The sequence below is a fragment of the Niallia sp. WK069_GA_01 genome (assembly GCF_983173855.1).
This window is the reverse complement of the sequence record NZ_OZ470138.1, coordinates 1,405,086-1,431,364: the sequence shown is the minus strand read 5'-3', so window position 1 is coordinate 1,431,364 and position 26,279 is coordinate 1,405,086. Positions and strand designations below refer to the sequence as shown.

General features: G+C 34.5%; 28 protein-coding genes and 1 pseudogene. 11 read left to right on the top strand and 18 right to left on the bottom strand.

Annotated elements, in window-relative coordinates; translation table 11 throughout:
* The first annotated feature begins 55 nt into the window (after nt 1–55).
* On the top strand, nt 56–976 hold the full coding sequence (locus tag AC5LWL_RS06795; RefSeq protein ID WP_493433620.1) for an HD-GYP domain-containing protein: 921 nt from the start codon (nt 56–58) through the stop codon (nt 974–976).
* Nucleotides 977–997: 21 nt separating this feature from the next.
* The gene (locus AC5LWL_RS06790; RefSeq protein ID WP_493433619.1) at nt 998–1,318 is read left to right on the top strand and encodes an 8-amino-7-oxononanoate synthase; all 321 of its coding nucleotides are present in this window, start codon (nt 998–1,000) and stop codon (nt 1,316–1,318) included.
* A 648-nt stretch (nt 1,319–1,966) separates the two neighbouring features.
* On the opposite strand, the gene ade is transcribed toward AC5LWL_RS06790, so the two are convergent.
* On the bottom strand, nt 1,967–3,697 hold the full coding sequence (gene ade, locus AC5LWL_RS06785; protein WP_493433618.1) for an adenine deaminase: 1,731 nt from the start codon (nt 3,695–3,697) through the stop codon (nt 1,967–1,969).
* 428 nt (nt 3,698–4,125) lie between these two features.
* On the opposite strand from ade, the gene chrB reads away from it, so the two are divergent.
* The 3 genes from chrB to chrS all read left to right on the top strand — a co-directional run bounded on the left by chrB (nt 4,126) and on the right by chrS (nt 5,857).
* Nucleotides 4,126–4,695, top strand: a complete 570-nt coding sequence (gene chrB, locus AC5LWL_RS06780) for a chromate efflux transporter ChrB (protein WP_493433617.1) — start codon at nt 4,126–4,128, stop codon at nt 4,693–4,695.
* Between the two features lie 3 nt (nt 4,696–4,698).
* On the top strand, nt 4,699–5,238 hold the full coding sequence (gene chrA, locus AC5LWL_RS06775) for a chromate efflux transporter ChrA (protein WP_493433616.1): 540 nt from the start codon (nt 4,699–4,701) through the stop codon (nt 5,236–5,238).
* Between the two features lie 142 nt (nt 5,239–5,380).
* Complete coding sequence (chrS, locus tag AC5LWL_RS06770; RefSeq protein WP_493433615.1) at nt 5,381–5,857, top strand: chromate efflux transcriptional regulator ChrS; 477 nt, start codon at nt 5,381–5,383, stop codon at nt 5,855–5,857.
* A gap of 73 nt (nt 5,858–5,930) precedes the next feature.
* On the opposite strand, the gene AC5LWL_RS06765 is transcribed toward chrS, so the two are convergent.
* Genes AC5LWL_RS06765 through AC5LWL_RS06750 form a run of 4 tightly spaced genes read right to left on the bottom strand, consistent with a single transcriptional unit; the run spans nt 5,931 to nt 9,539 of the window.
* Nucleotides 5,931–6,506 (bottom strand): 5' nucleotidase, NT5C type, encoded by a 576-nt coding sequence (locus tag AC5LWL_RS06765; RefSeq protein WP_493433614.1) that lies wholly within the window; start codon nt 6,504–6,506, stop codon nt 5,931–5,933.
* A 53-nt stretch (nt 6,507–6,559) separates the two neighbouring features.
* A complete protein-coding gene (locus AC5LWL_RS06760) occupies nt 6,560–7,651 on the bottom strand; it encodes an FAD-dependent monooxygenase (RefSeq protein WP_493433613.1) in 1,092 nt (363 codons plus the stop codon).
* Between the two features lie 40 nt (nt 7,652–7,691).
* Nucleotides 7,692–8,786 carry a bifunctional diaminohydroxyphosphoribosylaminopyrimidine deaminase/5-amino-6-(5-phosphoribosylamino)uracil reductase RibD gene (ribD, locus tag AC5LWL_RS06755; RefSeq protein ID WP_493433612.1) on the bottom strand — a complete coding sequence of 365 codons (1,095 nt, stop codon included), beginning with the start codon at nt 8,784–8,786 and terminating at the stop codon, nt 7,692–7,694.
* A 12-nt stretch (nt 8,787–8,798) separates the two neighbouring features.
* Nucleotides 8,799–9,539 carry a GTP cyclohydrolase II gene (locus AC5LWL_RS06750; RefSeq protein WP_493433611.1) on the bottom strand — a complete coding sequence of 247 codons (741 nt, stop codon included), beginning with the start codon at nt 9,537–9,539 and terminating at the stop codon, nt 8,799–8,801.
* 676 nt (nt 9,540–10,215) lie between these two features.
* Between AC5LWL_RS06750 and AC5LWL_RS06745 the strand changes: the two genes are divergently transcribed.
* Entirely contained in the window at nt 10,216–11,088 is an 873-nt protein-coding gene (locus tag AC5LWL_RS06745) for a TetR/AcrR family transcriptional regulator (protein WP_493433610.1), read from the top strand.
* 230 nt (nt 11,089–11,318) lie between these two features.
* On the top strand, nt 11,319–12,320 hold the full coding sequence (locus AC5LWL_RS06740; protein ID WP_493433609.1) for a potassium channel family protein: 1,002 nt from the start codon (nt 11,319–11,321) through the stop codon (nt 12,318–12,320).
* A 63-nt stretch (nt 12,321–12,383) separates the two neighbouring features.
* Here the strand turns inward: AC5LWL_RS06740 and AC5LWL_RS06735 are convergent, their stop codons facing one another.
* The 5 genes and pseudogenes from AC5LWL_RS06735 to AC5LWL_RS06715 all read right to left on the bottom strand — a co-directional run bounded on the left by AC5LWL_RS06735 (nt 12,384) and on the right by AC5LWL_RS06715 (nt 15,346).
* A complete protein-coding gene (locus AC5LWL_RS06735) occupies nt 12,384–12,713 on the bottom strand; it encodes a four-helix bundle copper-binding protein (RefSeq protein ID WP_493433608.1) in 330 nt (109 codons plus the stop codon).
* Between the two features lie 560 nt (nt 12,714–13,273).
* A pseudogene (locus AC5LWL_RS06730) lies at nt 13,274–13,360 on the bottom strand (hypothetical protein); the annotation flags it as partial.
* A 127-nt stretch (nt 13,361–13,487) separates the two neighbouring features.
* Nucleotides 13,488–14,075, bottom strand: coding sequence for a hypothetical protein (locus AC5LWL_RS06725; protein ID WP_493433607.1), 588 nt, complete (start codon nt 14,073–14,075; stop codon nt 13,488–13,490).
* 54 nt (nt 14,076–14,129) lie between these two features.
* Nucleotides 14,130–14,501: a hypothetical protein gene (locus AC5LWL_RS06720; RefSeq protein ID WP_493433606.1), complete on the bottom strand. Its 372-nt coding sequence runs from the start codon at nt 14,499–14,501 to the stop codon at nt 14,130–14,132.
* 362 nt (nt 14,502–14,863) lie between these two features.
* Nucleotides 14,864–15,346 carry a ParM/StbA family protein gene (locus AC5LWL_RS06715; RefSeq protein WP_493433605.1) on the bottom strand — a complete coding sequence of 161 codons (483 nt, stop codon included), beginning with the start codon at nt 15,344–15,346 and terminating at the stop codon, nt 14,864–14,866.
* Nucleotides 15,347–15,423: 77 nt separating this feature from the next.
* Here AC5LWL_RS06715 and AC5LWL_RS06710 point away from each other — a divergent pair, with 77 nt between their 5' ends.
* Both AC5LWL_RS06710 and AC5LWL_RS06705 read left to right on the top strand, forming a co-directional pair.
* Complete coding sequence (locus tag AC5LWL_RS06710) at nt 15,424–15,627, top strand: helix-turn-helix domain-containing protein (RefSeq protein ID WP_493433604.1); 204 nt, start codon at nt 15,424–15,426, stop codon at nt 15,625–15,627.
* Between the two features lie 95 nt (nt 15,628–15,722).
* Complete coding sequence (locus tag AC5LWL_RS06705) at nt 15,723–16,304, top strand: Ltp family lipoprotein (RefSeq protein ID WP_493433603.1); 582 nt, start codon at nt 15,723–15,725, stop codon at nt 16,302–16,304.
* 572 nt (nt 16,305–16,876) lie between these two features.
* Here AC5LWL_RS06705 and AC5LWL_RS06700 read toward each other — a convergent pair.
* The 4 genes from AC5LWL_RS06700 to AC5LWL_RS06685 form a co-directional block, all read right to left on the bottom strand.
* The gene (locus AC5LWL_RS06700) at nt 16,877–17,278 is read right to left on the bottom strand and encodes a hypothetical protein (RefSeq protein WP_493433602.1); all 402 of its coding nucleotides are present in this window, start codon (nt 17,276–17,278) and stop codon (nt 16,877–16,879) included.
* 173 nt (nt 17,279–17,451) lie between these two features.
* The gene (locus tag AC5LWL_RS06695; RefSeq protein ID WP_493433601.1) at nt 17,452–17,601 is read right to left on the bottom strand and encodes a hypothetical protein; all 150 of its coding nucleotides are present in this window, start codon (nt 17,599–17,601) and stop codon (nt 17,452–17,454) included.
* Nucleotides 17,602–17,745: 144 nt separating this feature from the next.
* Nucleotides 17,746–19,092, bottom strand: coding sequence for a glucose-6-phosphate isomerase (locus tag AC5LWL_RS06690; RefSeq protein WP_493433600.1), 1,347 nt, complete (start codon nt 19,090–19,092; stop codon nt 17,746–17,748).
* A gap of 293 nt (nt 19,093–19,385) precedes the next feature.
* Nucleotides 19,386–20,549, bottom strand: coding sequence for an iron-containing alcohol dehydrogenase (locus tag AC5LWL_RS06685; protein ID WP_493433599.1), 1,164 nt, complete (start codon nt 20,547–20,549; stop codon nt 19,386–19,388).
* A gap of 476 nt (nt 20,550–21,025) precedes the next feature.
* On the opposite strand from AC5LWL_RS06685, the gene AC5LWL_RS06680 reads away from it, so the two are divergent.
* Entirely contained in the window at nt 21,026–21,259 is a 234-nt protein-coding gene (locus AC5LWL_RS06680; protein ID WP_493433598.1) for a DUF378 domain-containing protein, read from the top strand.
* Between the two features lie 130 nt (nt 21,260–21,389).
* Here the strand turns inward: AC5LWL_RS06680 and yugI are convergent, their stop codons facing one another.
* From yugI to AC5LWL_RS06660, 4 genes are all read right to left on the bottom strand, one after another.
* Nucleotides 21,390–21,800 (bottom strand): S1 domain-containing post-transcriptional regulator GSP13, encoded by a 411-nt coding sequence (yugI, locus tag AC5LWL_RS06675; protein WP_493433597.1) that lies wholly within the window; start codon nt 21,798–21,800, stop codon nt 21,390–21,392.
* Nucleotides 21,801–22,006: 206 nt separating this feature from the next.
* On the bottom strand, nt 22,007–23,188 hold the full coding sequence (locus AC5LWL_RS06670) for an aminotransferase (protein ID WP_493433596.1): 1,182 nt from the start codon (nt 23,186–23,188) through the stop codon (nt 22,007–22,009).
* The gene (locus AC5LWL_RS06665; protein ID WP_493433595.1) at nt 23,188–23,688 is read right to left on the bottom strand and encodes an Lrp/AsnC family transcriptional regulator; all 501 of its coding nucleotides are present in this window, start codon (nt 23,686–23,688) and stop codon (nt 23,188–23,190) included. The genes AC5LWL_RS06670 and AC5LWL_RS06665 overlap by 1 nt, the downstream gene beginning before the upstream one ends.
* 351 nt (nt 23,689–24,039) lie before the next feature.
* Nucleotides 24,040–24,300, bottom strand: coding sequence for a DUF1871 family protein (locus AC5LWL_RS06660; protein WP_493433594.1), 261 nt, complete (start codon nt 24,298–24,300; stop codon nt 24,040–24,042).
* Nucleotides 24,301–24,707: 407 nt separating this feature from the next.
* On the opposite strand from AC5LWL_RS06660, the gene AC5LWL_RS06655 reads away from it, so the two are divergent.
* The gene (locus AC5LWL_RS06655; RefSeq protein WP_493433593.1) at nt 24,708–25,793 is read left to right on the top strand and encodes an iron-containing alcohol dehydrogenase family protein; all 1,086 of its coding nucleotides are present in this window, start codon (nt 24,708–24,710) and stop codon (nt 25,791–25,793) included.
* The last annotated feature ends 486 nt before the right edge of the window (nt 25,794–26,279 follow it).

The following is a 26,279-nucleotide window of genomic DNA, read 5'->3' as shown; positions in this document are numbered from 1 at the left end:
AAAGATTACTTCATATAGATACTTATTAGTGTTTTAAAGAGAGAGGGAATTGACTGTGGGCATTATTAATGCAGGTGAGTTTATAGAGACGGTACATATAAAAGGACTTCAAATTTCATTAATTGCTGCCGGTGATGGTACGGAAGTTATCTACCATAAGATGCAATCTGGTTCTAGATGGGCCATGGGGCCAGTTGATGGTTGGAATGGATTGGAATATATATATATTCTTTCAGGAAAAATCGTCATGCAAAGCCATGTTGATGAAAAAAACAATCCAGAGATACAGTTGCTTACAAAGGGACAGGCAGTATGCGGAGCACCGATTAAAACGCATAGTATTTTTCATGCTGAAGAAGAAGCTGAATTCTTATATGTTTCAAGTCAACCTGTTTTTCATCAATATAGCCATGTTTCCAAAAAATTAATGGAACTTGCCATCTCTATTGAAGAAAAAGATGGTTATACTGTAGACCATTGTGAACGAATTAAAAATTATTCAATGTTGGTAGGAGAAGCTTTAAACCTTACTCCTAATCAGTTAATTAACTTAAATTATGCTTCTTTTTACCATGATATAGGAAAAATTAAAGTTCCATTACGTATTCTTCAAAAACCAGGTAAATTAACAGATGAAGAATGGAAGGTAATGAAACAGCATACTACGTATGGTAAAGAAGTTTTATTAAAAACAAATAATCCTGCTTTAATAGCAGTAGGAGAAATTGTAGAACAACATCATGAAAGATATGATGGAAAAGGCTACCCTAAAGGTTTAAAAGAAGATGAAATTTCTATAGAAGCTTCCATTATTGCTGTAGTTGATTCCTTTGATGCAATGACAACAGATAGAGTCTACAAAAAAGGAAAATCAAACGAAGAAGCTTTTGAAGAAATAAAAATAAATCGAGGAACAATGTACCACCCTTTAATTGTGGATACATTTTTATCCTTAAAAGAAAAAATAGAAAACTAATAGTCTAAGGGAGAGAATAATGTGAAAAAATTAGTTTGGGGCTTTTTAGCAGCTTTATTAATCGTAGCATTTCAGGTTAAACCTGCAGAAGCAGCATATTTACCGCAATATGATAAATATGTAGAAGTATCTTATGATCAAGCACGTCAAATTGCAGATTTAGTTGGCTTAAAAGATGTTCCACTTGGGGAAAAAACAGCAAAACTTTCATTTAATACACAAGAAAAAGTCATTGCAAAAATTGAAAAAATTATCGGTAAAGATATTGATCACTACTATATTTGGCTAACAGTGAATGGTGTTCCTGTATTAGGCATTGACCCTCCAATTCCATTGGTATAATTTTTGTTCCCTCTTTACAAAAGTAAAGAGGGATTGTTTTATTTTCAATCATATATTTCACTAAAAATTATATATTAAAAAAACAGCCCTTAATTGGACTGTTTATCTATAATCAAACAAAGTGATATATAATTTTTATCCAACCGAAAAAGGAAATCCAAAGCGGTACACTTATTACAAATCCCCATTTTAATCCTTTTAAAAAATTTTGCTCTTCCATTATATCCACTCCTTATTAGTAAGTAGATCAGCTAATGAATCGTTTATATTTATTATAAACGAAAACGCTTTCATTGTGATAGTATTTATTTTTATTATTAGCTTTTTTTATTTTTTTAAACATCCCATTCCACTTTATTTTCATACTGACGAAACTATAACAAAATTTCAGATCAATTTATGAAGGTATTTTGAACGCTTAATTGCTTCCCTAAAAAATCGTTTAGTAAATTTTATTATTAAATTAATGATTTGTTCATTATTTTTTCATAATTATGCTTTAATATAAAATCATGTTAAGAGTTTCCCCTCTTAAAATATATTTTTTCTTGGTTGTCCTTTATTCAGGACAACCCTTTTTTATGAAAAGGAAATATTAACCATAAAAAATAACCCAAAAGATCAAAAAAAGATTTTTTGGGTTATTTTTTATGCTTCTACTGAAATATAGGAAAAGGATTCAAAATGAAACAATCCTTTATCTGTTACCTTTAATGTAGGAATAACGGATAATGATAAAAAAGATAATGTTAAAAAAGGATTAAAAGACTGACTGCCTCCTAGTTGCTTCACTTCTTGATTTAAAATACGCATTTGTTTATTTACTGTTTCGTAGCATTGATCCGAAATCAAACCGGCAATGGGAAGAGGCAATGTTGCAATTGTTTTGCCCTCTGCTATAGCCACAATACCACCTTTTATCTTTTTAAGTTGGTCAATCGCCACTAATATATCTTCGTCATTTGTGCCAACTGCTACAATATTATGTGAATCATGAGAAATGGTCGTAGCAATTGCTCCCTTCTTCAAGCCAAATCCTTTTACAATCGCATGTCCTATATTTCCGGTCTTATGATGCCTTTCAACTACGACTAGTTTTAATTGATCTTTTACTATATCAGGCTTAAATACGCTTTTATCTACTATTACTTTTTCTTTTATATGTTTCGTCACAATACTGTTCGGTATTATTTCAATGATATGACAGTAATCATTTGATAGGGGTAAAGCTAATTGTGCTTTTGACAAATCAGCAGCGTTTATACTTGACAATTGATCATCTAGATAATTATGTTTTGTAAAATGTTCCTCATTCAATACTCCATCTTCAACAATGCATTTTCCCCCTTTAAATACCATTCGGATAGATAATTCTTCTAGATCATCCACTAAAAGAAAATCCGCCTTAAAACCTGGTGAAACAGCACCAATATCATCTTGTTTAAAGCATTCTGCCGTATTAATTGTTGCCATTTGAATCGCCGTTATCGGGTCTAGCCCCTGATTTATTGCTAGTCGAATACAGTGATCAACACTGCCTTCTTCTAATAGATCATCTATTAGCTTATCATCTGTAACAAATAAACAGCGACGGGAATTGTTTGTTGTGACAACAGGAAGCAACGCTTTTAAGTCCTTTGCGACAGTACCCTCTCTTATCATTAAATACATTCCCAAATCCAAACGGTCTTTTGCTTCTTTAGCGGTTGTCGCTTCATGATCATTGCGAATACCGGCAGTACTATATACATTTAATTTTTCGCGTTCAATCCCAGCAGCATGCCCATCCATTAATGCATGATTTTGTTTTGTTAAGAACAGCTTATTAACCATATCTGGGTTTGTATGATAAACAGACGGAAAATCCATTACCTCTGCTAGGCCAAGCACTCTTTTATGGGTGAAAAATGGTGCTAAATCATCTGCATATAATGTTGCTCCATTGCTGTCCATAGGGACTGCTGGAACACAGGAAGGAAGCATAATACGAATATCTAATGGCAGACCTTCTGATTTATCCAACATATATTGTATCCCCCTTATTCCGGCAACATTTGCTATTTCATGGGGATCTGTTACAACTGTTGTTACCCCATGAAGCAATAGTACTTTGGCAAATTCCTGTGGTGTGAGCATACTGCTTTCAATATGAACATGCCCATCAATTAGTCCAGGAATAATAAATTTACCTGTTGCATCTATCGTATTTTCTCCTTCATAATCTCCAATGCCAGCAATCACTCCATCTGCTATTGCGATATTTCCTTCCATTAATTCCGCAGTGAAAACATTTACAATTTTGGCATTTTTAATGACTAATTCTGCTTTTTCTGTTTTAGCAGCGACACGAATACTCTTTTTATATGTATTTATATTCATACATATCCTCCTGATTAGTAGTTTTTTATGGTAAGGGTAAAAATTACGAATGATTACGTAAAAGGATAACATTTTAGATAAGTTTGAAGATAGTAAGCAGAGGCGTTTGTGTTCGTATAGCAGCATATAGATAAATATCCTATATGATAATGGAGAAAAGTAATATAATTACGCTTATTACAAAACATAATAATTCTTACAACTACTGGTAATCATTTTGAAATTATTTTTATTATTGTATTATATGTTCTATTAACTTTCAATTATTATTTTATGCAAACTCTACAAAAACAGGAAACCAATATGTAATTATTTTTCTCTATTAATGTCATTTACCCTTAATAAATATGCTATTATTATTACGTATTGTTAAGGATAACTCCAACTTAATTACAGTATGAACAAAACATAAAGGAGAGGAAAAAGAAATGATCTATAAAGAACTGATTATTGGAATGATGCGTTCGGGAATTTTTGGTTTTGGTGGAGGTCCTTCCGTCATTCCACTTATTCGCCACGAAGCGGTTAATCGATTTAAATGGATTAATAATGATGAATTTGGTGAGGTTTTAGCCATTGCAAATACACTGCCTGGACCAATTGCCACAAAAATGTCTGCCTATCTAGGGTATCGGCTAAAGGGTACACTTGGTGCCATTATAGGGGTTTTAGCTCATATTCTGCCTACCTGCTTAGCAATGGTGTTATTAATTACCTTTGTTAATGTATTAAGTCATTCCACTATCGTTACTGGCATGATTTCTGCAGTACTTCCGGTAATTGCTGTTATGCTAGGAATAATGGCGTATGAGTTTGGTGAAAAAGCAGTGAAAGGATTGGGAATTTATATTGGGATTTTACTGACTGTTGTTTGTTTAACTCTTATCCAAACTATTTCCATTCATCCAGCGATTGTTATTTTCTTATTTTTATTGTATGGAGCCTTTCACTTTAAGATTAAAGCAAAGGTGCTTCATAAGAAAGAAAGAGGTATATAATACATGATCTTAATTAGCCTTTTCTTAAGTTTCCTTTTAGCAAATATGCTTGGCTATGGAGGCGGTCCTGCATCTATTCCATTAATGTATGAAGAAATTGTTAATCGTTATAATTGGCTTTCTAATGCAGAGTTTTCAAATATGCTTGCATTAGGAAATGCTTTACCAGGTCCTATAGCAACAAAGATTGCTGCATATGTTGGCTATGGAATGGGAGGATGGCTTGGTTTTCTTGTTGCACTGATTGCTACAGTACTTCCTTCTGCATTCGCCCTAATTTTTTTAATAAATATAATGAGTAAACATAAAGATTCTCTTATTGTTAAAGGGATGACTATCATGGTCCAACCAGTTATCACGGCTTTAATGATTATGCTTACATGGGAAATGTTTCAAGATTCTTATCATTCATTAGGACTTTTTCAATCTGTTATTATTGCTGTTATCGCTTTATTATTATTACAAAAATTAAAAATACACCCTGCTTTAGTTATCATTCTTGCCTTTTTATATGGTGGACTTGTTGTTCCTCATATCCATTAAAGCAAAAAAAAGAAGTCGACTGCTTTACTATATTTGGACTAACTTGTACTCCTCATTAAGAGCGAGTGCAAAGTTTATTCCTTGCTGGGCAACCTGCTCAAGCTCATGATCTACTTCAACTTATCAATAGGAGGAGAATTTTATGTCAAATGACTTTCAAATTCCTAATTTTAAATTAGATAAAACAGATCAATCAATTTTATCATTATTACATGAAAACAGTCGCCTTTCCTATACAGATATCGGAAAATCGGTTGGTATTTCCCGTGTAGCTGTTCAAATGAGAATAAATACATTAATGGAGCAAGGCATTATAGAAAAATTCACAACCGTTATCAATCCAACAAAAATTGGTATGAGTGTGTCAGCTTTTTTTAATGTAGACGTTGAACCGAAATATTTAGAACATGTGGCGGAAATATTATCAAATGAACCAGCTGTTTCGAGTCTGTATCATATGACAGGTCCAAGTAAATTACATATGCATGGCATCTTTCGTGATAATTTAGAAATGGAAGCTTTCTTAACCGATAAATTGTACGGAATTGAAGGAATTGTAAGCGTAGACTGTCAACTTTTAATTAAACGATACAAAAGCAGAATGGGAATGAAACTATAATTCCACCCCCTACTCAGTTGATTCAGAAAACTATCTTTAAAAAGGAAGTCATTATTTAATGCTGACTTCCTTTTTATTTTCCTTCTTTTTTATTCCATAGAATAGATAGCTCTGACCAGTCTTGTATTCTATTAATGTTTAACTCCTTATTATAAGGATGATCTTTCACATACACATTGATAGTAGTATCAGCAAGTGTTTCTAATACTGCCGGCTTATCATCAAAATAATAGTCCAATTCTAAACTGTTAATAATATGTATCTTGTCATGATCTTCCATGCCGCAATAGAAATGGTCCTCTTGAATTGGAAATCCTTGTTGTTTCATCCATTCCATTGTCTTCTCGGCAAACTGTTTCTTTCTCGCGGTAATATAATACACTTCATGACCGTTTTTCACTAGCTCATTCAGCATTTCTACTGCCATAGGAAATGGCGGACAATTCGTGAAATAAATATCCTCCCGCAAGGAATTCCACAACGCTTTTCCTTCATGTGCAAGCAAACCAAACGGCTCATGAATTTCTACTGTTTTTATTGCTTGAAATACTCGTAAATCAAGATTTTTATTCAATTTTTGATTATACAAGCGGAAGGCATGCTCTCTTAAATTAATTAGCGTGTCATCAATATCAAAACCATATTTCATCTTTTCCCTCCATTGATTAAACCAGCTCATAATAGACAAATAAGCTTGAAGTTTCACTTTATATCAAAATGATCTTTAAAGCTTGTTTCTCGCTTTAGCTGTTCTAGCTGAATAGCATCTACTGTTTCTTTTCTTCTCTTTTCATAGTCTTTTAAAAAGGTTGGGGGCTGATTTTTCAATAGAACTTTTTTGATTACCTGTGCAAGCACTTCTGCATCTTTTAACGAGCTGTTTAAACCAAATGCCCCAGTTGGACTCATTGTATGTGCCGCATCCCCTAATAGCACAACATTATTTTTCACCCATAAGGAGCTTTTTGAACTTTGTACTTTTAATAGGACAAAATCTTGCCAAGAGCGAATATGTTCAGTCACTGTTTGTTCTAGTTCAGGAAATGCTTCTACGAGCCCTTTTATAAAAACTTGAAAAGACTCCTTTTTTACTTGTGGAAATGTGCCTTCTTCAATATTCCAGCCAATTTGAATATACCCTCCATATTGAGTGAATAAAGAAACTTGCCTGTCCTTTACAAGCGCCATTTTTATCGTTGGCTCCCAATTAGACGGTGCAGGTACTTTTGCCCATAATAAATCATATCCATGCCGAATCATTTCAACAGGAAAATCTGCTTTATTTCTTATAATGGAGAATCTGCCATCTGCTGCTACAATAATTTTGCTTTTAATCGTTGTTTTTTCGTTATTTATAATTGCTGTGACTCCGTTATAATTAGAATGGACATCTTTTTGAACATCTACTACTCTACTATTCATCTGCAGTCGAAAAGAAGAAAATTGTTTTGCTTCCTTCACTAATAATTTTAATAAATGATTTTGTGGAACATGTATGCCTGTATGAGAGCTATTTGAATCAGGTAAAATCGTCTTAAACACTTTTCCCTTTTCCACAAATTCGACTCGTTCCATATGCAATAAGCCAATATCCTCTAGCTTTTTATATAAGCCGGCTTGATGAAGGACCTTTACTCCTTCTTCATTTAAGTGTTCTCCTCTGAACTCTTTATTAATATGTTGATGACGTTCTAATAACAAGGTTGAAATATTTGCTTGTGCCAATAGATAAGCTAATAATGCTCCACCTGGCCCCGCACCAACTATACAAACATCTGCATGTAGTACCGTCATTTTTTTCAACTTCTCTCTCATTAACTTTTACTGTTATCTTTTATTGAATAGGATAGGCAATAATTCTTAAGTCAGATCCTATTTTCTCCACTTCTTCATATTGTAAATGGACGGCTTCATCTATTGTCTCTACATCATTGCCTCTAAAAGATGTATAAGAATTTTTCCCACCTAAAATTTTCGGTGCCATATAAACGATGTATTTTTGAATAAGCCCTGCACGCAGGAAGCTTGTATTTAGTTCACTTCCGCCCTCTAATAAAATATCTGTAATGCCATTTTTATATAACTGTTTCAATGCTTCACTAAGATCAATCTTGCCATGCAATTCAGAAACAGTTATGATTTGTACGCCCTTTTCTTTTAAAGCTTTTGCTTTTTCACCATTTTTACTTTTGGTTGTAATAATAATAGTAGCAGCCTCTGAACAGTCCGCTACGTTAGCATCAACAGGTGTTCGAAGATGAGAATCCATTATAATTCGCACTGGATTTTTAGAAGGAATAGCTAGCCTTGTCGTTAATTTAGGATTATCAGCTAATACAGTTCCTACTCCCACGAGAATACCGTCCACTTCATTGCGTAAAAAGTGGACCTCTTGCCTTGCTTCTTTCCCAGTAATCCATTGACTATGACCCGTATACGCAGCAATTTTCCCGTCTAATGTCATGGCAACTTTTGAAATAACAAATGGAGTTTGATGTATCATATTATGAATAAAGCGTTCATTTAATTTTTGTGCCTCTTCCTTTAATATTCCCACTTCTACGTCAATACCTGCTTCTTTCAGTATATTGATCCCTCTTCCTGCTACTGCAGGGTTAGGGTCTTCTGTTGCAATAACCACTCTCTTTACATCAGACTCTTTCACAAGCTTTGCACATGGAGGTGTTTTCCCGTAATGAGAACAAGGCTCCAGTGTGACGTAAAGAGTGGCATCCTTTGCATGCTCTCCTGCCATGTTAAAAGCATGTACCTCTGCATGCGGTTCCCCTGCTTTGCGGTGGATGCCTGACCCCACTATTACACCATCTTTCACAAGGATTGCGCCGACAACTGGATTCGGATTTGTTTTTCCTTTTGCCGTTGCCGCAAGATCTAATGCCATTCTCATAAAATCCTGATCTTTTTTCATCCTTATTCTCCCTTATATTCTGACGATTTTTTCACTTAACGGAATATGACCTGATTTCTGAACTTTTGTATTCAAGTAGTTTTCATTAAATGCAGAGATATCTCCCCAAATTGGAATATTCTCTTCTGCAGCAAGTCCCATTACTTTTAATGCTTCTAATTTTTTCGGATTATTTGTTATCAGTTTTACTTGTTTTTGACGTAGAAACTGCAGAACTTTAATTGGTTCTTCATAGCTACGAAGATCATCTGGAAAATCAAGGGCATTGTTTGCTTCTACTGTATCTAGTCCTTCTTGTTGTAGAAGATAAGCTAAAGATTTAGAAAATAAACCGATGCCTCTTCCTTCATGGTTAGCAATATAAAACAATGCTCCACTGCCATTGTCCACAATCATTTTCATTGCTTCTCGCAATTGGAAGCCACAATCACAACGTTTGCTTCCGAAAATATCTCCTGTATGACATATACTATGCATACGGATAATGGCATCATCTGCTGTACTAAAATCACCGTATACAAGTACAGAGGATTGCTGGTGATCTGCTAAATTTAATGATGGAAGCATCTCTAATATTTCTTCCTTTGTTTGATTCTTTTCCGTTGGCAGCCATGTATACCATTGAAATGTTATCACGTTATCCTCTAACTGCACCGGAAGCTTAATTGGGCCAACAAGACATAAATTAGTTGTATGATTTAACTGGATTAACTCCATTTTATTTTGAAGAAGATTGATGACTTCTTTTTCCATTTCTATAATCTCCTTTTTCCCTTAGGAATGTTAGTTCTTCTGTTATTTTGTTTAAAAACATAGCACTGTTATACAATAATATTGCTATTTATAAATATAAACAACCTAACCATCTTTCACTTACTATATGTAAGTAAGTATATATTTATAATAAATTAACGTCAAGTAATTAATTTTATTACGAAAAAATAGATTCGACAAATTAATGTAAGGATGATAATAATTATCATATAGGAATCTGTCGAAATATACAATTAAGTATTTCAGAAAATTAGCCAAAATCCAATTAGCAAATCTGCCTCTTTTTATCATGTAATTTGAAAGAAGAAGAGATTTATCTCCTCTTTCACACAAAAAAGGGAAAATTGTAATGATTTTACTGTCACTCTAAAAAACTATCTTATTGGTTTCCTCTGTAAATTTATATCCATATATTCAATTATCAACTGACTACATCACTATTATAGAAAGAAAAACTTGCAAACGAAGCCAATCTAAATCAAAAAGTTATATAATTTGATAATCACTTCAAATTTAATGTGTTTTTTTGTATTATTAAAATGATTCTCTTTCGTGTGAGTTTTGTATAGGAAAGGAGTCTATCGTTTTTAAAGGTGATTCCAAGGAAGAATTTTCCTTAGAGTTTCTTATCTTTTAAAAATTAGGAGGCATTCATTTGAAAGAGAAGGAAAAAATTATTATTGAATCTGCACTAAAATTATTTGCAAGAAAAGGTTACTCTTCTACTTCTATACAAGAAATTGCCAATGATTGTGGTATATCAAAAGGTGCTTTTTATTTATATTTCAAATCAAAAGATTCTTTATTATTTGCTATATTTCATTTTTATTACGATGAAATGATTACAATGTTTGATTCGATTAGCCAAAAAGATATTTCAGATAGAGAAAAGTTGATTCAACAAACGACATATATGTTTGATAATGCATTAAAACATAAAGAATTTATCATTATGCAAACAAGAGAACAAGCCATTCCGTTAAATGAGTCTATACGAACACTTATGTTTCAGATGCAATCACAGTTAATTGAATTTGCACTAAATTGTTTATTTCGTATTTACGGAGAGCAATACAAGAATTTTTTATTTGATTTAGTAATAATGTATGAGGGATTTGCTCAGTCCTTCTTAAAATTATTAATAATAGAAAAAAATCCATTTAACACTAGAAATATTGCAGAGTATCTTCTAAGAAGAATGGATTCGATTGTAAAGGAACTAAATCAAGAAGAGCCACTAATCACTGAAAATTATTTACCTAAATTTTTTATCAAACCAAAGATAAACTTTATATTATCTGATTCAAAAAAAGCGCTTGAAATTATTGATCAAATTAGAAAAGAAATAGAATATTATCCAAATAAAGAGGAAATAGAAATCACTTTAGAGGTTCTAGAAACAGAAGTGATGAAAGATAACCCCCGGACCCCTATCATTCAAGGAATGCTCTCTAATTTAAATGAGTATGAGAACTTAAAAAAGCACCAAAAGGAACTTGCTTCCTTCTATCAATTGTCTCGACCTTAACTAACATACTTCCCGTATAACCAGCAAATAAAAGATTTCTCCTTTTATTTGCTGGTTTTTTTACGCATAGAGTAGCTAGATAAAGGGTAATGTACATCAGAGAAACCCTGTAAGCGAGCATGTTAATATAGTCTGAATGCTAGCTAATTTGTCTATACTGAGAAAAGCGCGGGGCGCCCTTGCTCAGCCCCGAAGAAAAATGTTCATATAATGAATACATACTATAAGAGGTGAATAGATTGCCTAATAATGTACTTACTGCCTTTTTACGTTTACCAATGACATTAAGAATCTTGTTTATTTCCATCCTTATTATTACTTCATTTGGTTTAGCTATTACGTTTATCGAACCAAATAAATTTCCGACTTTTTTCGATGGAATCTGGTGGGCTATTATTACAACATCCACAGTTGGATATGGGGATTATGTTCCTGGCACTATTTTAGGCAAATTGACTGGAATTGCCCTTATTTTTACTGGAGTTGGTTTTATCTCTACATATTTTGTTGCACTAGCTACTGCTGCAGTTTCCAAACAAAATGCTTTTATGGAAGGCAGATCAACTTTTAAAGGAAAAAATCACATTCTAATCATTGGTTGGAATGAGCGTTCTAAAGCACTTATCTACTCGCTTTTAAATGAACAAACACAAGCTGCTATTACATTAATCGATGCATCCTTAAAGACGAATCCATTGTCAGAATCCATTCATTTTATTCATGGAAACCCCAACCTTGATAGCACCTTGCTACAGGCGAATGTCACTGACGCAGATAAAGTCATGATAACTGCTGATCAAAGCAAAGATGAGCTTCAGGCAGATATGAGTTCTATTCTAACGCTTTTAGCTGTAAAAGGATTAAATCCAAGGATTCCTTGTATTGTTGAAATCCTAAAAACTGAACAAGTATCTAATGCGAAAAGAGCAGGGGCAGATGAAATTATCGAGACAAATAGTTTAACTAGCTTTGTTATGCACAGTAGTTTAAGTTCACAGGACACGATGATTGCATTCCTTGACTTACTTACTCAATTTAGAGAAAAGAAACTAGAGATTTTACCATTGCAAAATTTAAATATTCAAGCGAAACAAGAATTTGCAGCGTTAAGTACCCAATTATTACGAAAAGGAAATCTTCTTTTAGGGGTGAAAAGGGGTGAAAAAACATTTTTCAATCCTGAATCTTCTTTTATAATCGAGGTCACGGATGAATTAATTGTGATTACCTAATAAAAGGTGCCGGAAATCAAATGGATTCCATGGCACCTTTTATCTTCTAGCTGTTTTTACACCTTACTCCATAAAGTTTTTACAAGCTTCAGCACATTGTGTACAAATATCTGCACAGTATTGACAGTGTTTATGCTCATGTTTTCTACATTCCACTGCACATGCTTCACAAATTGATAAACATAATTTATTCAAATCTAATGCATAGGGAGATTTTCGAATAAGGGCTTGTTCTAAATACGAGCAAAATTCTGCACATTCTCGATCTAGTCGAATGCAATCTATCATCATATCTTCATGATCTTCTGCCAAGCATTCCATTAAGCAATGATTACAGGCAATCATGCATTCCTGTAATGATTTCATCAATGCTTGTTCTCTTTCATCTAACATGCTAAATCCTCCTCTGTTTGTTGTATCTATTATTTATTTAGCCTAAAATTCTCGCCTCAAACATTGGAGTTTTATTTTTAGAAAGTCTCTGAAAATATGGTTTAGCTCCCTAAATGAAGTCCGCAGTCAGAATACACTTCGCTTTCCATGGGGCGAGCGGTGAGCCTCCTCGTTGCACTGCGGGGTCTCACCTGTCTCGCAATTCCCATAGGAGTCTTCGTGTATTCTGACTGCTCCCTGCTTCTAAATCTTAAGAAACTCTTCTTTTCTTGTGCCATGGTGCGAACCTTATAAGCATGGGTCTTTACTCTGAAAAATAGGTGCTCTCAAATGGCACGCGCGGGCGTCGAGCCTCCTCGCTGCGCTGCGGGGTCTCACTTGTCTCGCAATTCCCCATAGGAGTCTTCGTGTATTCTACCTGCTCTCTGCTTCAGCATATCAACGAACTTAATCAAATTTTCTATTTTGAGAAATAAAAAAAGTATATAGCCGTTTTTTCTCATTCGATTAAGAATAGGAAAAATCGGGCTATATACTTCTTTTTCATTTAACCTTACTTATTATAAACGGCTTTCAAGTTCTTTCTTTTTCTCTTCAAATCCTGGTTTGCCAAGTAGTGCAAACATATTTACTTTATAAACTTGCACTTTCGTATATTTTTATTTTCTTTATAATATAGAAGGAAAGCGACTTTTTCAATAGATATACTTTCGTATGTTCTCGTATTATTTTAGAAAATATGTGGTCATTTGTTTGGTCAAGTGGTCACTTTTTTTATACATATTGTACGATTTTTTCAATGGGATTTTTAATTAACGACTTGCGATAATCGTCGATAAAATTGCTGTACGTTATTTCCAAAATATTTTCTAATGTAAATGAGTGCTCTGGATAAATATCCAGAGCACTCAAGATAAACTCTCCTTTTAATGCCTGTTGGTGCGACAAAGTAACCCTCACTTCTTGAAACCCTCTCAGTTCTTCAAACAGCCCCCCCTCATACGCTACTTCTGTTTGATATGGTTTTATAATAGAAGGAGATAGATCACGGATAGTTAATTTTTTATAGATTTCATGAAGGTCATTCTTTTTTCTGAAATGCTGCAGAAAATCCTCATACAATATTTTCGCAAGTTTATTTGTTTCAAATTTACCATCTATCTCATCAGAAACATCCTCACAGAATGAAACGGATCGCAGAAATAAATACTCCGGAACATAAAAAGTAAACGTGTGTTTTGGATTGCGTGGGGAGAAAAAGCTATTGGTCAATCTCTCCCACATCCCTGCTTCTTTTAATCCTTTTCTGTTTTCTATTATCACTTTTTCTTTTCCGATAACATCCAGTGCGCTAAAAATCATTATCGTTCACCCCAGGAATTTATTTTAATGCCGGAAATTCTTTCTATATAAGTCTTAACTATTCGATGTGCTACTTCTCTGTAAGTTATGTCCATTTCGTCGGACATCGAATTGGATCATTTCAAAAAAGATTTTTTCTAACTTCACATGCACAAAGCTTCCGTATCTATCGTAAGGAAAGCTATGATTATATGAATATGTTTTAGAAAGTTCATGCTTCGCTATCATTTCAAGAAAAGGAGTTAATTTTAGATTGCGTTTCCTGGCTTCTTGTTTCAGCAACTTATCATCCGCACTTAACTGAATTTTAATATCGTGCTTTTTATCGATGCGCTGCTTTCGAATTTTTTTAGGTGTAGAAGGAGTAATCTTTTTTGCTCGAGCAACCATGTCTTTTCGTCCGAAAAGAGTGTCTGAATTATCCAAGGTCCCCTCTCCTTTCTTGAAACACCATTTTTATTAAATAACTTAGGGTTTTTGGGTCTCAGGGCTTTAGGGATTGTAGAAAAAGAGGAGGAGGGAGGCTATAAGAAACTTGAAACATCCTCTTCCTCTGCTTCCTCATGGTACTCCATAGCAAAAGTTGGACTTACCATTACACCCTCTTTATCTCTATCGACCAATCGCTTTAAAAAATGACTTTTGCTAAACCTCCATAGATGTTCTAATAATCCCAGCTCGTATGGATCGGTATACTTAAAGGACACACTTACAACAATACGATCTTTCCCCTCTTCACGCCTCTTCCCGCTTCTTCTCTATTTTTTCTTCCAGTGTTCTTTTGGCCATTATTTATACACCCTCTTTGCTAACTCGAATCCACCAACGGCATTGGTGTACACTGGATGCAGTAGCTGTATCTTTGTTTTTTGTCTGTATTTCGGAATTAATATACTCGTATTAGGAAAAAATTGTTTAAATGTCTCCTCGAATTCTTTCGCTATCCCACCACATATGTGAACAACAGCTTTTCTATCCCATTTAAGCTGTGTTAAATTTACTGCAACACCTCGTGCTAATGAATAATAATCGTCTTTCCTATTTATAGTATCCGTACCAAAATTGAAAGTATCCGAAGATCTATTAATATGCTTTCTATCCCTTATCTGTGCTGCATTTACCGTACCGCTTCCGATATCAACAATTAATGCATTATCTCCTAAATCCGCTGACCAATATGCCATACTTCCTTCTGCAGCTACCTTTACATCATGGATAATTATTTCTTTTTGCTCTCTATTGATTCCAAAAACATGCCGGCCTCCCAACATATCTTGTATTTTTTCCTTTTCTTCTTTTACATGAGGTTTTTTTACAGAAATAGAGAATAATTTAGTAGGTGATAATTATGTGGATATGTCATATCGAAGAAATAATCGAAACTAGTGGGTATAGAAAAGATTACATAGCAAAAGAAATTAATATAAGTACTAGGCAGCTACGTAAATATGAGAAAAAGGAATTATTTATCCCGATGGAGAAGGCATTATTGTTATCAAGGTTGTTAAACTGTAAATTAGATGATTTATATGAATGGAGTGATGAAGAATAAAAAATCTTTGTCTATTTTTGTCGAAACTATAGTATGTTTGTAGGGTAAAGTTTAAAATGGTACTGATATAAATTACATATCTAGGGGGAAATATTTTGACAAAGAAAGAAAAAGTAAAAAAACCTTTTTATAAAAAATGGTGGGTATGGTTACTAGCAGTGATTATAATTGGTGCAGCAGCAAGTGGAGGGGAAGATTCTGATCAAGATGCTTCATCAACGAAGAAAAAAACAAGTGAAGTAGTAGCATCAACTAATGATAATAGTGAAAAAGCTGAAAAAGAAGAAACTACTGAAAAGAAAGAAGCTGAAGAAAAGGCTGCTGCTGAAGAAGCCGAAAAGGAAAAAGCTGCTGAAGAGAAAGAAAATAGTGTACCTCGTGAATATAAATCCGCATTAAAAAAAGCAGAAACCTATGCAAAAACTATGTATATGTCGAAAGCAGGCATATACGATCAATTAACATCTGAGTATGGAGAGAATTTTCCGAAAGAAGCTGCTCAATACGCGATCGATAACATTGAATTTGATTGGAAAGCAAATGCGTTGGAAAAAGCAAAAACATATGCCGAAACTATGGACATGTCAAATTCCGCTATTTACGATCAGTTAATTTCAGAGGCTGGAGAAAAATTTACTCCAGACGAGGCACAATATGCTGTTGATAATTTAGAATAAATACTAAAAGCCCTTCTCATACGAGAAGGGCTTATTTTTTACCAACCTATAGGCGGGTCGAATTGAAACGACCCTCCCCCGACAATCGGGTCGGTATAACCGCCTGCTGGTGGATCTAGTGAAACTTTTACTCCTCCCACTCCTGGATCTTTCATAGCACGTCCCTCCTTTACTGCTGATAGTTATTATTTCTATACCAAAATTTAAAATCCTGCAAATAAAAAAATCCCTACTCAGAAGAGCAAAGATCCAATACTACCTTATAAACTTATTATTAAAAGCCTGTATATCTACCTTCTTAATTTTATGATTTTTAAAGGCCTCTTTAACTTTATGCTGGTAGTATTCTTCAGCAGATAAACATAAGTTATTACAGAGTTCACCCACATCAATACTAATGTGTTTTAGCTTCTCTATTTTGCCAACAGTCTTTGGTTGATTTCCCCACATTTCACCGAAACTATTACAACCATTTACACAGAGCTCGGAGAAGTATAAATATCGATTATTTCCGTCTTCCTTTTCACCAAAATCTTCAATATCCGAATTACCCGAGTGTAAATACGAGCACCTTAACTGATAACACATTTTACCTGTAAAAAAGGGGTTATTCGCCCTATTACCTTTTTTTGTATAACCATTAGAATCTGCAAACCGGTGATCAACCCAATTGTCAACCCAGCTTTGTATTGTTTCCCAAATAATCTATTTCCTTTTTTATTCACAAACTGATGATATTCTATCTGTCCACAAATATCTGGAAGTGTCAATGCTAAAGCTAAAGCAGGGAGATAACACTCACACTTAAGAGCTTGTTTAATCTCTTCAATTTTATTAAGCATTGCTATTTGCTTCCTTTCTTCTACCTTAATGATTAGCGTAGGGAAATCATCAGCATTAACCCTAACAACTTTACCTTCTTTAAATTTATCTTTTGCTAATCCAGTTATCTTAGATAGTTCCGCTGCTGTCACCTTCCAACTTACTTTCGGCTTCTATCACTCCTTTAATAATCTTTTAGCGCTTGCCATAAGGCCATTTGGATCTTCAAAACGAGTATCTGCTCAAATATATTCACGAAGTCCATGTTCAGCAATCGATGTTGCATCTTCTACGTAAGGAATGCCATTGTTCACTTTTTTAATGGTTAACTGATTATCGCCTTCTCCATAACCCAATGGGTAGATTCGATTGTAATTCCCATAGGATTTTCTTCGACTTCTAATCCTAGCAAGTTATATTTCTCTCGAATTTCATATGATGGTTCTGTTTCAGGTGCCACAAGATTTGTTAGCATGGGTACCTCCTTTCAAATCAAAACCACCCGTGATAATGCCTAGAGTTTTCTTTTCCATAAAAAAAGTATATAGCCGTTTTTTCTCATTCGATTAAGAATAGGAAAAATCGGGCTATATACTTCTTTTTCATTTAACCTTACTTATTATAAACGGCCTTCAAGTTCTTTCTTTTTCTCTTCAAATCCTGGTTTGCCAAGTAGTGCAAACATATTTACTTTGTATGCTTCTACTCCTGGTTGATCAAATGGGTTAACTCCTAATAAGTAACCGCTGATAGCACATGCTTTTTCGAAGAAATACACTAAGTATCCAAATGTGTACTCATTCATTTCTGGAATTGTAACGATTAAGTTTGGCACTCCACCATCTGTATGTGCTAGTAATGTACCTTCAAAAGCTTTGTTATTAACAAAGTCAACTGTTTTACCAGCTAAATAGTTTAATCCGTCCAAGTCGTTTTCTTCTGCTTCAATTGTTAGTTCATGACGAGGTTTGTCTACTTTAACAATTGTTTCAAAAAGGTCACGACGTCCTTCTTGCACATACTGACCTAATGAGTGTAAATCTGTTGAGAAATTGGCTGAAGAAGGATAAACTCCTTTTTGGTCTTTCCCTTCACTTTCTCCAAATAATTGTTTCCACCACTCAGAGAAATATTGTAAGCCTGGCTCATAGTTGATTAGCATTTCAATTGTTTTCCCTTTATTATAAAGAACATTACGTACAGCAGCATATTGATAAGCAATATTATCTTTCAATTCAGATACACTGAAATCGTCTCTTGCAGCTGCAGCACCCTTCATCATTGCTTCAATATCTGCACCGCTAACAGCAATCGGCAGTAATCCAACTGGTGTTAAAACAGAATAACGTCCACCTACATCATCCGGAATAACAAATGATTCAAATCCTTCTTCTGTTGCTAATGTTTTTAAAGCGCCTCTTGCTTTATCTGTAGTTGCATAGATTCTGCCTTTTGCTTCTTCTTTTCCATATTTTTGTTCCAATAATTTACGGAAAATACGGAAAGCGATTGCAGGTTCTGTTGTAGTTCCAGATTTCGAAATAACATTAATAGAAAAATCTTTATCTCCTAAAAACTCTATTACGTCATTCATATATGTAGAGCTGATATCTTTTCCGATGAAAACAATTTGTGGAGTTTTTCTTTCTTCTTTTGATAATGCATTATAAAAACTGTGGTTTAGCATTTCAATAGCAGCACGTGCTCCTAAATAAGATCCTCCGATACCAATTACAAGCAATACATCTGAATCATTTTTAATTTTTTCAGCCGCTTTTACGATACGAGAGAATTCCTCTTTATCATAATTAACTGGAAGGTCAATCCATCCTAAATAATCATTTCCTGCCCCTGTTTTTTCATGTAAAGAATGATGGGCTACTTTTACTGCATCTTCTAAATATGTAATTTCATGTTCACCAAAGAAACTAAGTGCCTTTGAGTAATCAAAACGAACGTGTGTCATAAATGATCCTCCATTTTATTATTTTTACTTCCTATTTCACTTTAACGAATGTACGAAAACTTATCAAGAAAGATATTCAAATGAAAACGTATTCATTCGGACTTTTTTTATAATTTCACTTTTTATACAAGAATAAAAATTTCTAAACAGAAACAGCAAGAAGCAGGGACAGCCCTAAATAATGGTAAACGATTCATCCTCCATGCTCTTAAGGATTCATTTTTCTGCCATTTCAAAAAAATGATGAAGCTGGTTTGACCGTTAAGGCTGTCCCCTGTTAAACAAGTTGTTTATTATAAAGAGGCTTTATAAATTGCTGATACGTCTTCTGCCTTTAATACTTGAAAACGACCAAATTCTCCTCTTGCCATCGCTCTGTCCACCATAAGCTCCAATTTGCTGTCATCGATATCATAATCAGCAAGTCTAGACGGTGCACCAATGCTATTCCAGAACGCTCTTAATTTTTCAATTCCTTCTAATCCAGCTTCTTCATCTGTTTTCCCTTTAGGATCTATATCGAATACTCGTACAGCCAATTGCTTAAATCTCTCCGGCTTAACAGATAAGTTGTGCTTCATCCAATTAGGGAAAAGAATCGCTAAACCGCCTCCATGTGGAATATCATATACAGCAGATACAGCATGTTCAATATTATGTGTTGCCCAATCTCCTTGATAACCCATGTTTACCATGCCGTTTAACGCCATTGTTCCACAATATAAAATGGTAGAACGGTATTCGTAGTTTTCTAAATCATCTACAAGTTTTGGACCAAATTCTATTACTGTTTTTAGAAGGGATTCACACATATAATCTTGAAACTCTGTATGCTCCTCTAAATGGAAATAATGCTCTAATACATGTGACATCATATCAACAATCCCATAAATTGTCTGATCTTTCGGAACCGAATAGGTATTTTCTGGATCTAAAATAGAGAATACAGGGAATGCCAATGGACTACCCCATCCATATTTTTCATTTGTTTCCCAATTTGTAATAACGGAGCCTGCGTTCATTTCTGAACCTGTTGCAGCAAGTGTTAAGACTGTTCCAAATGGAATACTTTCTGTCGGTGTTGCTTTTCTTGTTACGATATCCCATGGATTGCCTTCATATTTTGCACTAACTGAAATTGCCTTTGTACAGTCAATTACACTTCCTCCACCTACTGCTAATAAAAAGTCAATTCCTTCTTTTTTGCAAATGTCTACTCCTTTTTGTACGGTTGTTAGACGGGGGTTGGGCTCTACACCGGAAAGTTCAAATACTTCTTTCCCGTTTCCTTTTAATATGCTCAATACTTTATCATGTAATCCATTTCGTTTTATACTTCCGCCTCCATAAACTAGCAATACTTTACTGCCAAATGGAGCGAGTTGATTATTTAGTTGTTCTAGTTGTCCTTTTCCAAAAATAAGTTTTGTTGGATTCCAAAATGTAAAATTATCCATTCTTATTCCTCCTTACTTTGTAGCTACCCTTAAAAGTGGATTTGCTCTCTCAATGGGATCTGCAGTTAGAATACACTTCACTTTACATAGGGCTACGCTTGAGCCGCCTCGGAGTAAACTCCTGCAGGATTTCACCTGTGTCGCTAATCCCACGAAGTCTTCGTGTATTCCAGCTGCTCCCTAGTTCAACATATCTAATGAATATAATCAAACTGCCTATTTTCAGACTGCATTTTAAACAATCTAGCAGACAGCATTAGCCTATTGCTTATTATTAATCAAAGCGAATACAAAAGCAAAGATTCCGCTTTGCTGCATCAGTATTTATCCAAAAATGATTATTTACACATAGAGAAATTTGCTTAATCGTATGTTCTTTTCCAATCAATGAAAAATTTAGTAAGTAGTAAAGAATGCATAAATTAGTGTTGGTTGAATCAAGCTATAAAGGATTCCATTACAAGGAGGAAAACATGATGAGCATTATCCAAAGAATTGCACTAGTTCTTACAATTATTGGAGCAATAAATTGGGGATTAATTGGATTTTTCCAATTTGATCTAGTAGCAGCTATTTTTGGCGGTCAAGGAGCTGCACTTTCTAGAATTATTTACGGTCTTGTTGGAATTGCAGGTCTAATTAATCTTGGACTGTTATTTAAACCTAGCCGTGAAGTGGTTCGAGAACCAGAGCCTAGAACAACTCGTTAAAGATATCACCCATTTTAAAAGAAAAAAAGCTGATATAAAAAGGAAGAGGAAAAAATCCTCTGCAACTACCTTCTGGTAATTACACCTTTTATATCAGCTTTATTCATTTCATAATATCCATTAACAGATATTATTTTTTAATTAAGTCGTTGCGGTTTGATTGCTCAATCCACTCTTGTAGTTTATCTTTTAATGTATTAAAACCTTGAGCATTATCAGCTTCTGTTTTAATTGGTGCAGCTTGACGCTTTGCACGAGGTTTTTTCGCTTTTTCAGCTTCCGGTTGTGGAGCTGGAGCTTCTTCCGTTGCACGGATGGATAAGCCAATTTTTCCAGCATTTTCATCAATAGAAAGAACTTTAACTTTTACTTCTTCCCCAACTTTTAAAAACTCATTGATATCTTTTACAAAGCCATGTGTTACTTCTGAAATATGCACAAGACCTTGTGTATTTTCATCTAAAGATACAAACGCACCATACGGTTGAATACCCGTGACCTTTCCTGTAATTACACTTCCAACTTCGATTTTATCTGACATGAGAACACTCCTAATTTTTATGATTAATTTAATTTTATACGCAGTACAAAATTATATCATAAATAACAAATTAATTCAAAGTGTTATTCGATTATGTGATAAATTCTTTTTTATCTATCTGTATTGTTTGTTGCTTTAAAACTCTTAGACTGAATACACTTCGCTTTCAGTTGGCGGCGTCGAGCTATTGATTTATCAGTAAAGGCTTATCTCGTTACCTTGGAATAATTAGCAACAAATCTTTTTATTCTTGTCATGGCTTCCTGCAATTGTTCTAATGATGCAGCATAAGAGCAACGAATATGTCCTTCCCCACTTTCACCAAATACATTCCCTGGCACAACTGCCACTTTTTCTTCCATTAAAAGTCTTTCTGCAAATTCCTCCGATGTGTAGCCTGTAGAAACAACAGATGGAAAAGCATAAAAAGCGCCGCCAGGATTATGACATGTCAATCCCATATCATTTAATGATTCTACAATAAAGTTCCGTCTGCGGCGGTAGCTTTTTTTCATTTCTTCTACATCGTCACTCCCACTTTGAAGTGCCTCAAGACCTGCAAACTGAGCCATAGTTGGAGCACACATTAAACTGTATTGGTGAATTTTCAACATAGCTTGAGTCAATTCTTCTTCTGCACATACAAACCCTAAGCGCCATCCTGTCATGGCAAAGCCTTTTGAAAAACCAGAAATTAAAATAGTTCTATCTCTCATTCCTTCGATGGCAGCCATACTGGTATAATCCTCATCGTAGCAAAGTTCTGCATAAATCTCATCTGAAATGACAAGCAAATCATGTTTTTTTGCTACCTCAGCTATTGCCGCAAGTTCATCCTTTGAAAGTGTAGAGCCTGTTGGATTATTAGGCGAACAAATCATAATTGCTTTTGTATTAGATGTTATTACTTCCTCCAACTGTGACGGGAGTACTTTGAAATCATTTTCTTTTAATGTCTGTACTGCAATTGGAACACCACCAGCAAGTGATACAAGCGGGATATAAGAGACAAAGCTTGGTTCTAATACAATCACTTCTTCTCCTGGATTCAGAATTGCTCTTAAAGCAATATCAATAGCCTGGCTCGCTCCGACTGTAACAATAATTTCTGATTTCGGTTCGTAGGATGCCTGGAACCTTTTTTTCATATAATGGGCTATCTCCATTCGAAGCTCCAGTAATCCAGGGTTTGCAGTATAAGAAGTATATCCCTTCTCCAGTGAAAGAATAGCTGCTTCTCGTGCAGACCAAGAAGTAACAAAATCTGGCTCTCCTACTCCTAAAGAGATTACACCTTTCATTCCAGAAGCCAAATCAAAAAATCGTCTAATCCCAGATGGCTTCATTTCATCTACTTTTTTTGCTATATAACTTTTTGTTTGTTTCATTACGGTGACACCACAATTCGTTTATCTTCATCATTTGGCGTAAATATTGTTCCATCATGTTTGTACTGCTTTAAAATAAAATGAGTGGTGGTCGAAAGAACAGAATCAATGGTCGATAGCTTTTCTGACACAAATCTCGCAACATCATTCATAGACTTTCCTTCAATGATGACAGACAAATCATATGCCCCTGACATTAAATAAAGAGACTTCACTTCTTTAAAGCGATATATCCTTTGGGCAACCTCATCAAAGCCTACTCCTCTTTTTGGCGTAACTTTAACATCAATCATTGCTGTTACCCCTTCATGGCCTTCTACTTTTGACCAATCAACAATGGAAGTATAACGAACAACTACATTCAGTTCTTCCAATTTTGTAATCATTTCTTTTGTAGCATCGATACTTTCATTTATCATTTTTGCAATATCTTCATCAGAAACGCGTGCGTCTTTTTCTAATATTTCGGCAATTTCGATTTCTTTTTCCGTAAATTTCATAAAAAAACCTCCTGTTTATTAAGAAGAGCATCAACGCCTTGTTTAGTTCTGAATCAATCCATTATTTTTTCATAAGAACTAAATGTTCCGGCTAAGTACTCCATTAAGGATAATCGACTAACTTTGCAATTGCTTGCTGCAACGTCGATTGACTCTCACTTTGCAAGCCTAGTTCGATTGTGGATAAAAACTCATCTAAGTTAAAAATTTACATTTACTTTCTCTTAGAATAAGCACGATCCAATCCATCTCCTCCTATTTTGTTCTTGCTTTTTAAAATATGTATATTATATCAAAGAATAGAAAAAAGAATCGATATTTTTCAAATAAAGATCGATTCTTTTTTGATTATTAAATAGAGCAAGTGCCACTATCTTTGATTAAGAGAAGTTGTTTGGATATAGCGATGCACTGTTCAATCGCTATATATTCTTCAAACGAAAATTCATAAATAGATTGAATTTTCTCTGCTAATACATTTGTATTATCTGTGTCATGAACTGCTTGAATACAGTCAGCAATTTCTGTTTCATAATTTCCTTCCCCTATTTGAAAAGGATCCCATTTATTAAGTGTTTTTACCATTTCTATATTCATTTCTTGATTGTTCATTTTTCTTCACCCTTAACTGTTTTCACTGAATATATTTTAACATAAATCTGAACTTTACATACACATTATCCACTTGCAATGACCTTTCATTCAGACTCCCCTTCTTCTCTCTTTTGTTATAAGAAGTTATGATTGACATTCTATCAGACAAGTTTTAAGATTCAGTTAGTATTTAATTCTTCTATAAAATCAGTTTTTTATCGTGTTCGTTCAGCATTATGTGCTTCTTTCAAACGAAAGGAGCTTTTTATTTACGTTAATCCCATGTTTTCCTATAAAAAATTAACCTAATAAACTATTAAAGGGTTGTTCAAAAAGTCTGGTAAAAAGGAGACGTCAAAATTCTTCGTTGGCTTGCTTTTTATTCTCTTTTGAACACGCAGTAAAAGAGAAAAGGACGTGACATAATGGTGGAAATCGAAGTAAGAGGTGCACCAGTCTATTACGCTTGTGAACCTGGTATTTTAAATAAACTGGATGAATTATTGCAAAGATACAATAAAAAGAACTGTTTAGTTGTCCATGGAGAAAAATCTTGGGATGCAATCTCTCCATTTTTTCCAAAAACTTTTCAATACGCATCATTAACCTTTATTCCCTACAATGGTGAATGTTCCTTAAATGAAATAAATCGCATTGCCTCACTTGTAATGGAAAATAATTTTGATGCAATTATTGGAATCGGCGGCGGTAAAGTATTAGATTTAATAAAAGCAGCTGGAAATGATGCAAATGTCGATGCTATTTTAATTCCAACATTAGCATCCACATGTGCTGCTTGGACACCATTAAGTGTTATTTATACAGATGATGGAATCTTTACTCATTATACAATTTACCCCAAAAGCACGTTAATGATTTTATTTGAACCACGCGTTCTTTTGCAATCACCTACTAATTTCTTTATCGCTGGAATTGCTGATACTTTAGCAAAATGGTATGAAGCAGATGTGATTATTCGCGAATTAAAGGATCCACCTCTTGTCGTAACTATTGCCCATCAAACAGCACAATTATGCCGTGATATATTGCTTCAATACGGTGTGGAGGCAGTAAAGGCTCAAAAAAACAAACAACTTACTTCTGCATTAACAAAAGTAATGGAAACAAATATTGTCGCTGGAGGAATGGTAGGTGGCTATGGTGATAAGTACGGGCGGATTGCCGGGGCACATTCTATTCATAACGGACTGACTACCTTAGAGGAAACACATCATTTGCTACATGGTGCAAAAGTAGCTTATGGAATATTAATTCAGCTCGCTTTAGAAAAAAACTGGGAGGAAATTAGAAGCTTAGAGAGTTTCTATCGTTCCCTTTCTTTACCACTAACATTAAATGATTTGGGAATTACTATCGATCAAACAGATAAATTAAAAAGAGTTGCAGAGGCAGCAACGATAAAGAAAGAATCCATTCATTTACTGCCGGAAGAAATAACAGCAGATAAAGTATTACAGGCTATTTATGATTTAGAGGCATTTTTTCAGTAGTATCCAATAAAAATGGCAAGTTTTCATACAAAGGTTCAAAAGCATTCAGTCTTTTGAACCCTTTTTTCTTTCGTTTTTTTGCAAATATTATTCCTTATAAATAGGGGCAAGATTCTCGTTTCAGGATGCTCGCTTTCCGTGTGGCGTGCAGGTGATCCTCGGCGCTTGCGCCTGCTTAGGTCTCATCTAACCCGCTAATCCCACAGGAGTCTCGCATATCCGCTTCAATCAAGCCGTTTGATCCATTAAGAACAACGTTGAAAAAGAAAAGCACAAGCGCCTTGCTCAGACCCGAAGAAAAATGTTCTCCAGACTCAAAAAGTGTTTTTACTTTTAGAGCTGGAGGCAATACTCACTAAGGCTAGGCGCTGACTGGCTAAATATGCCACGTCCTTATGTCTTCACCGTCCCTTGTACATCCTGTACGGCGAAGCTAGAAAAATATATGCTTTCTCACCTTTTAAAACAAACCTCCCATTTTATTGT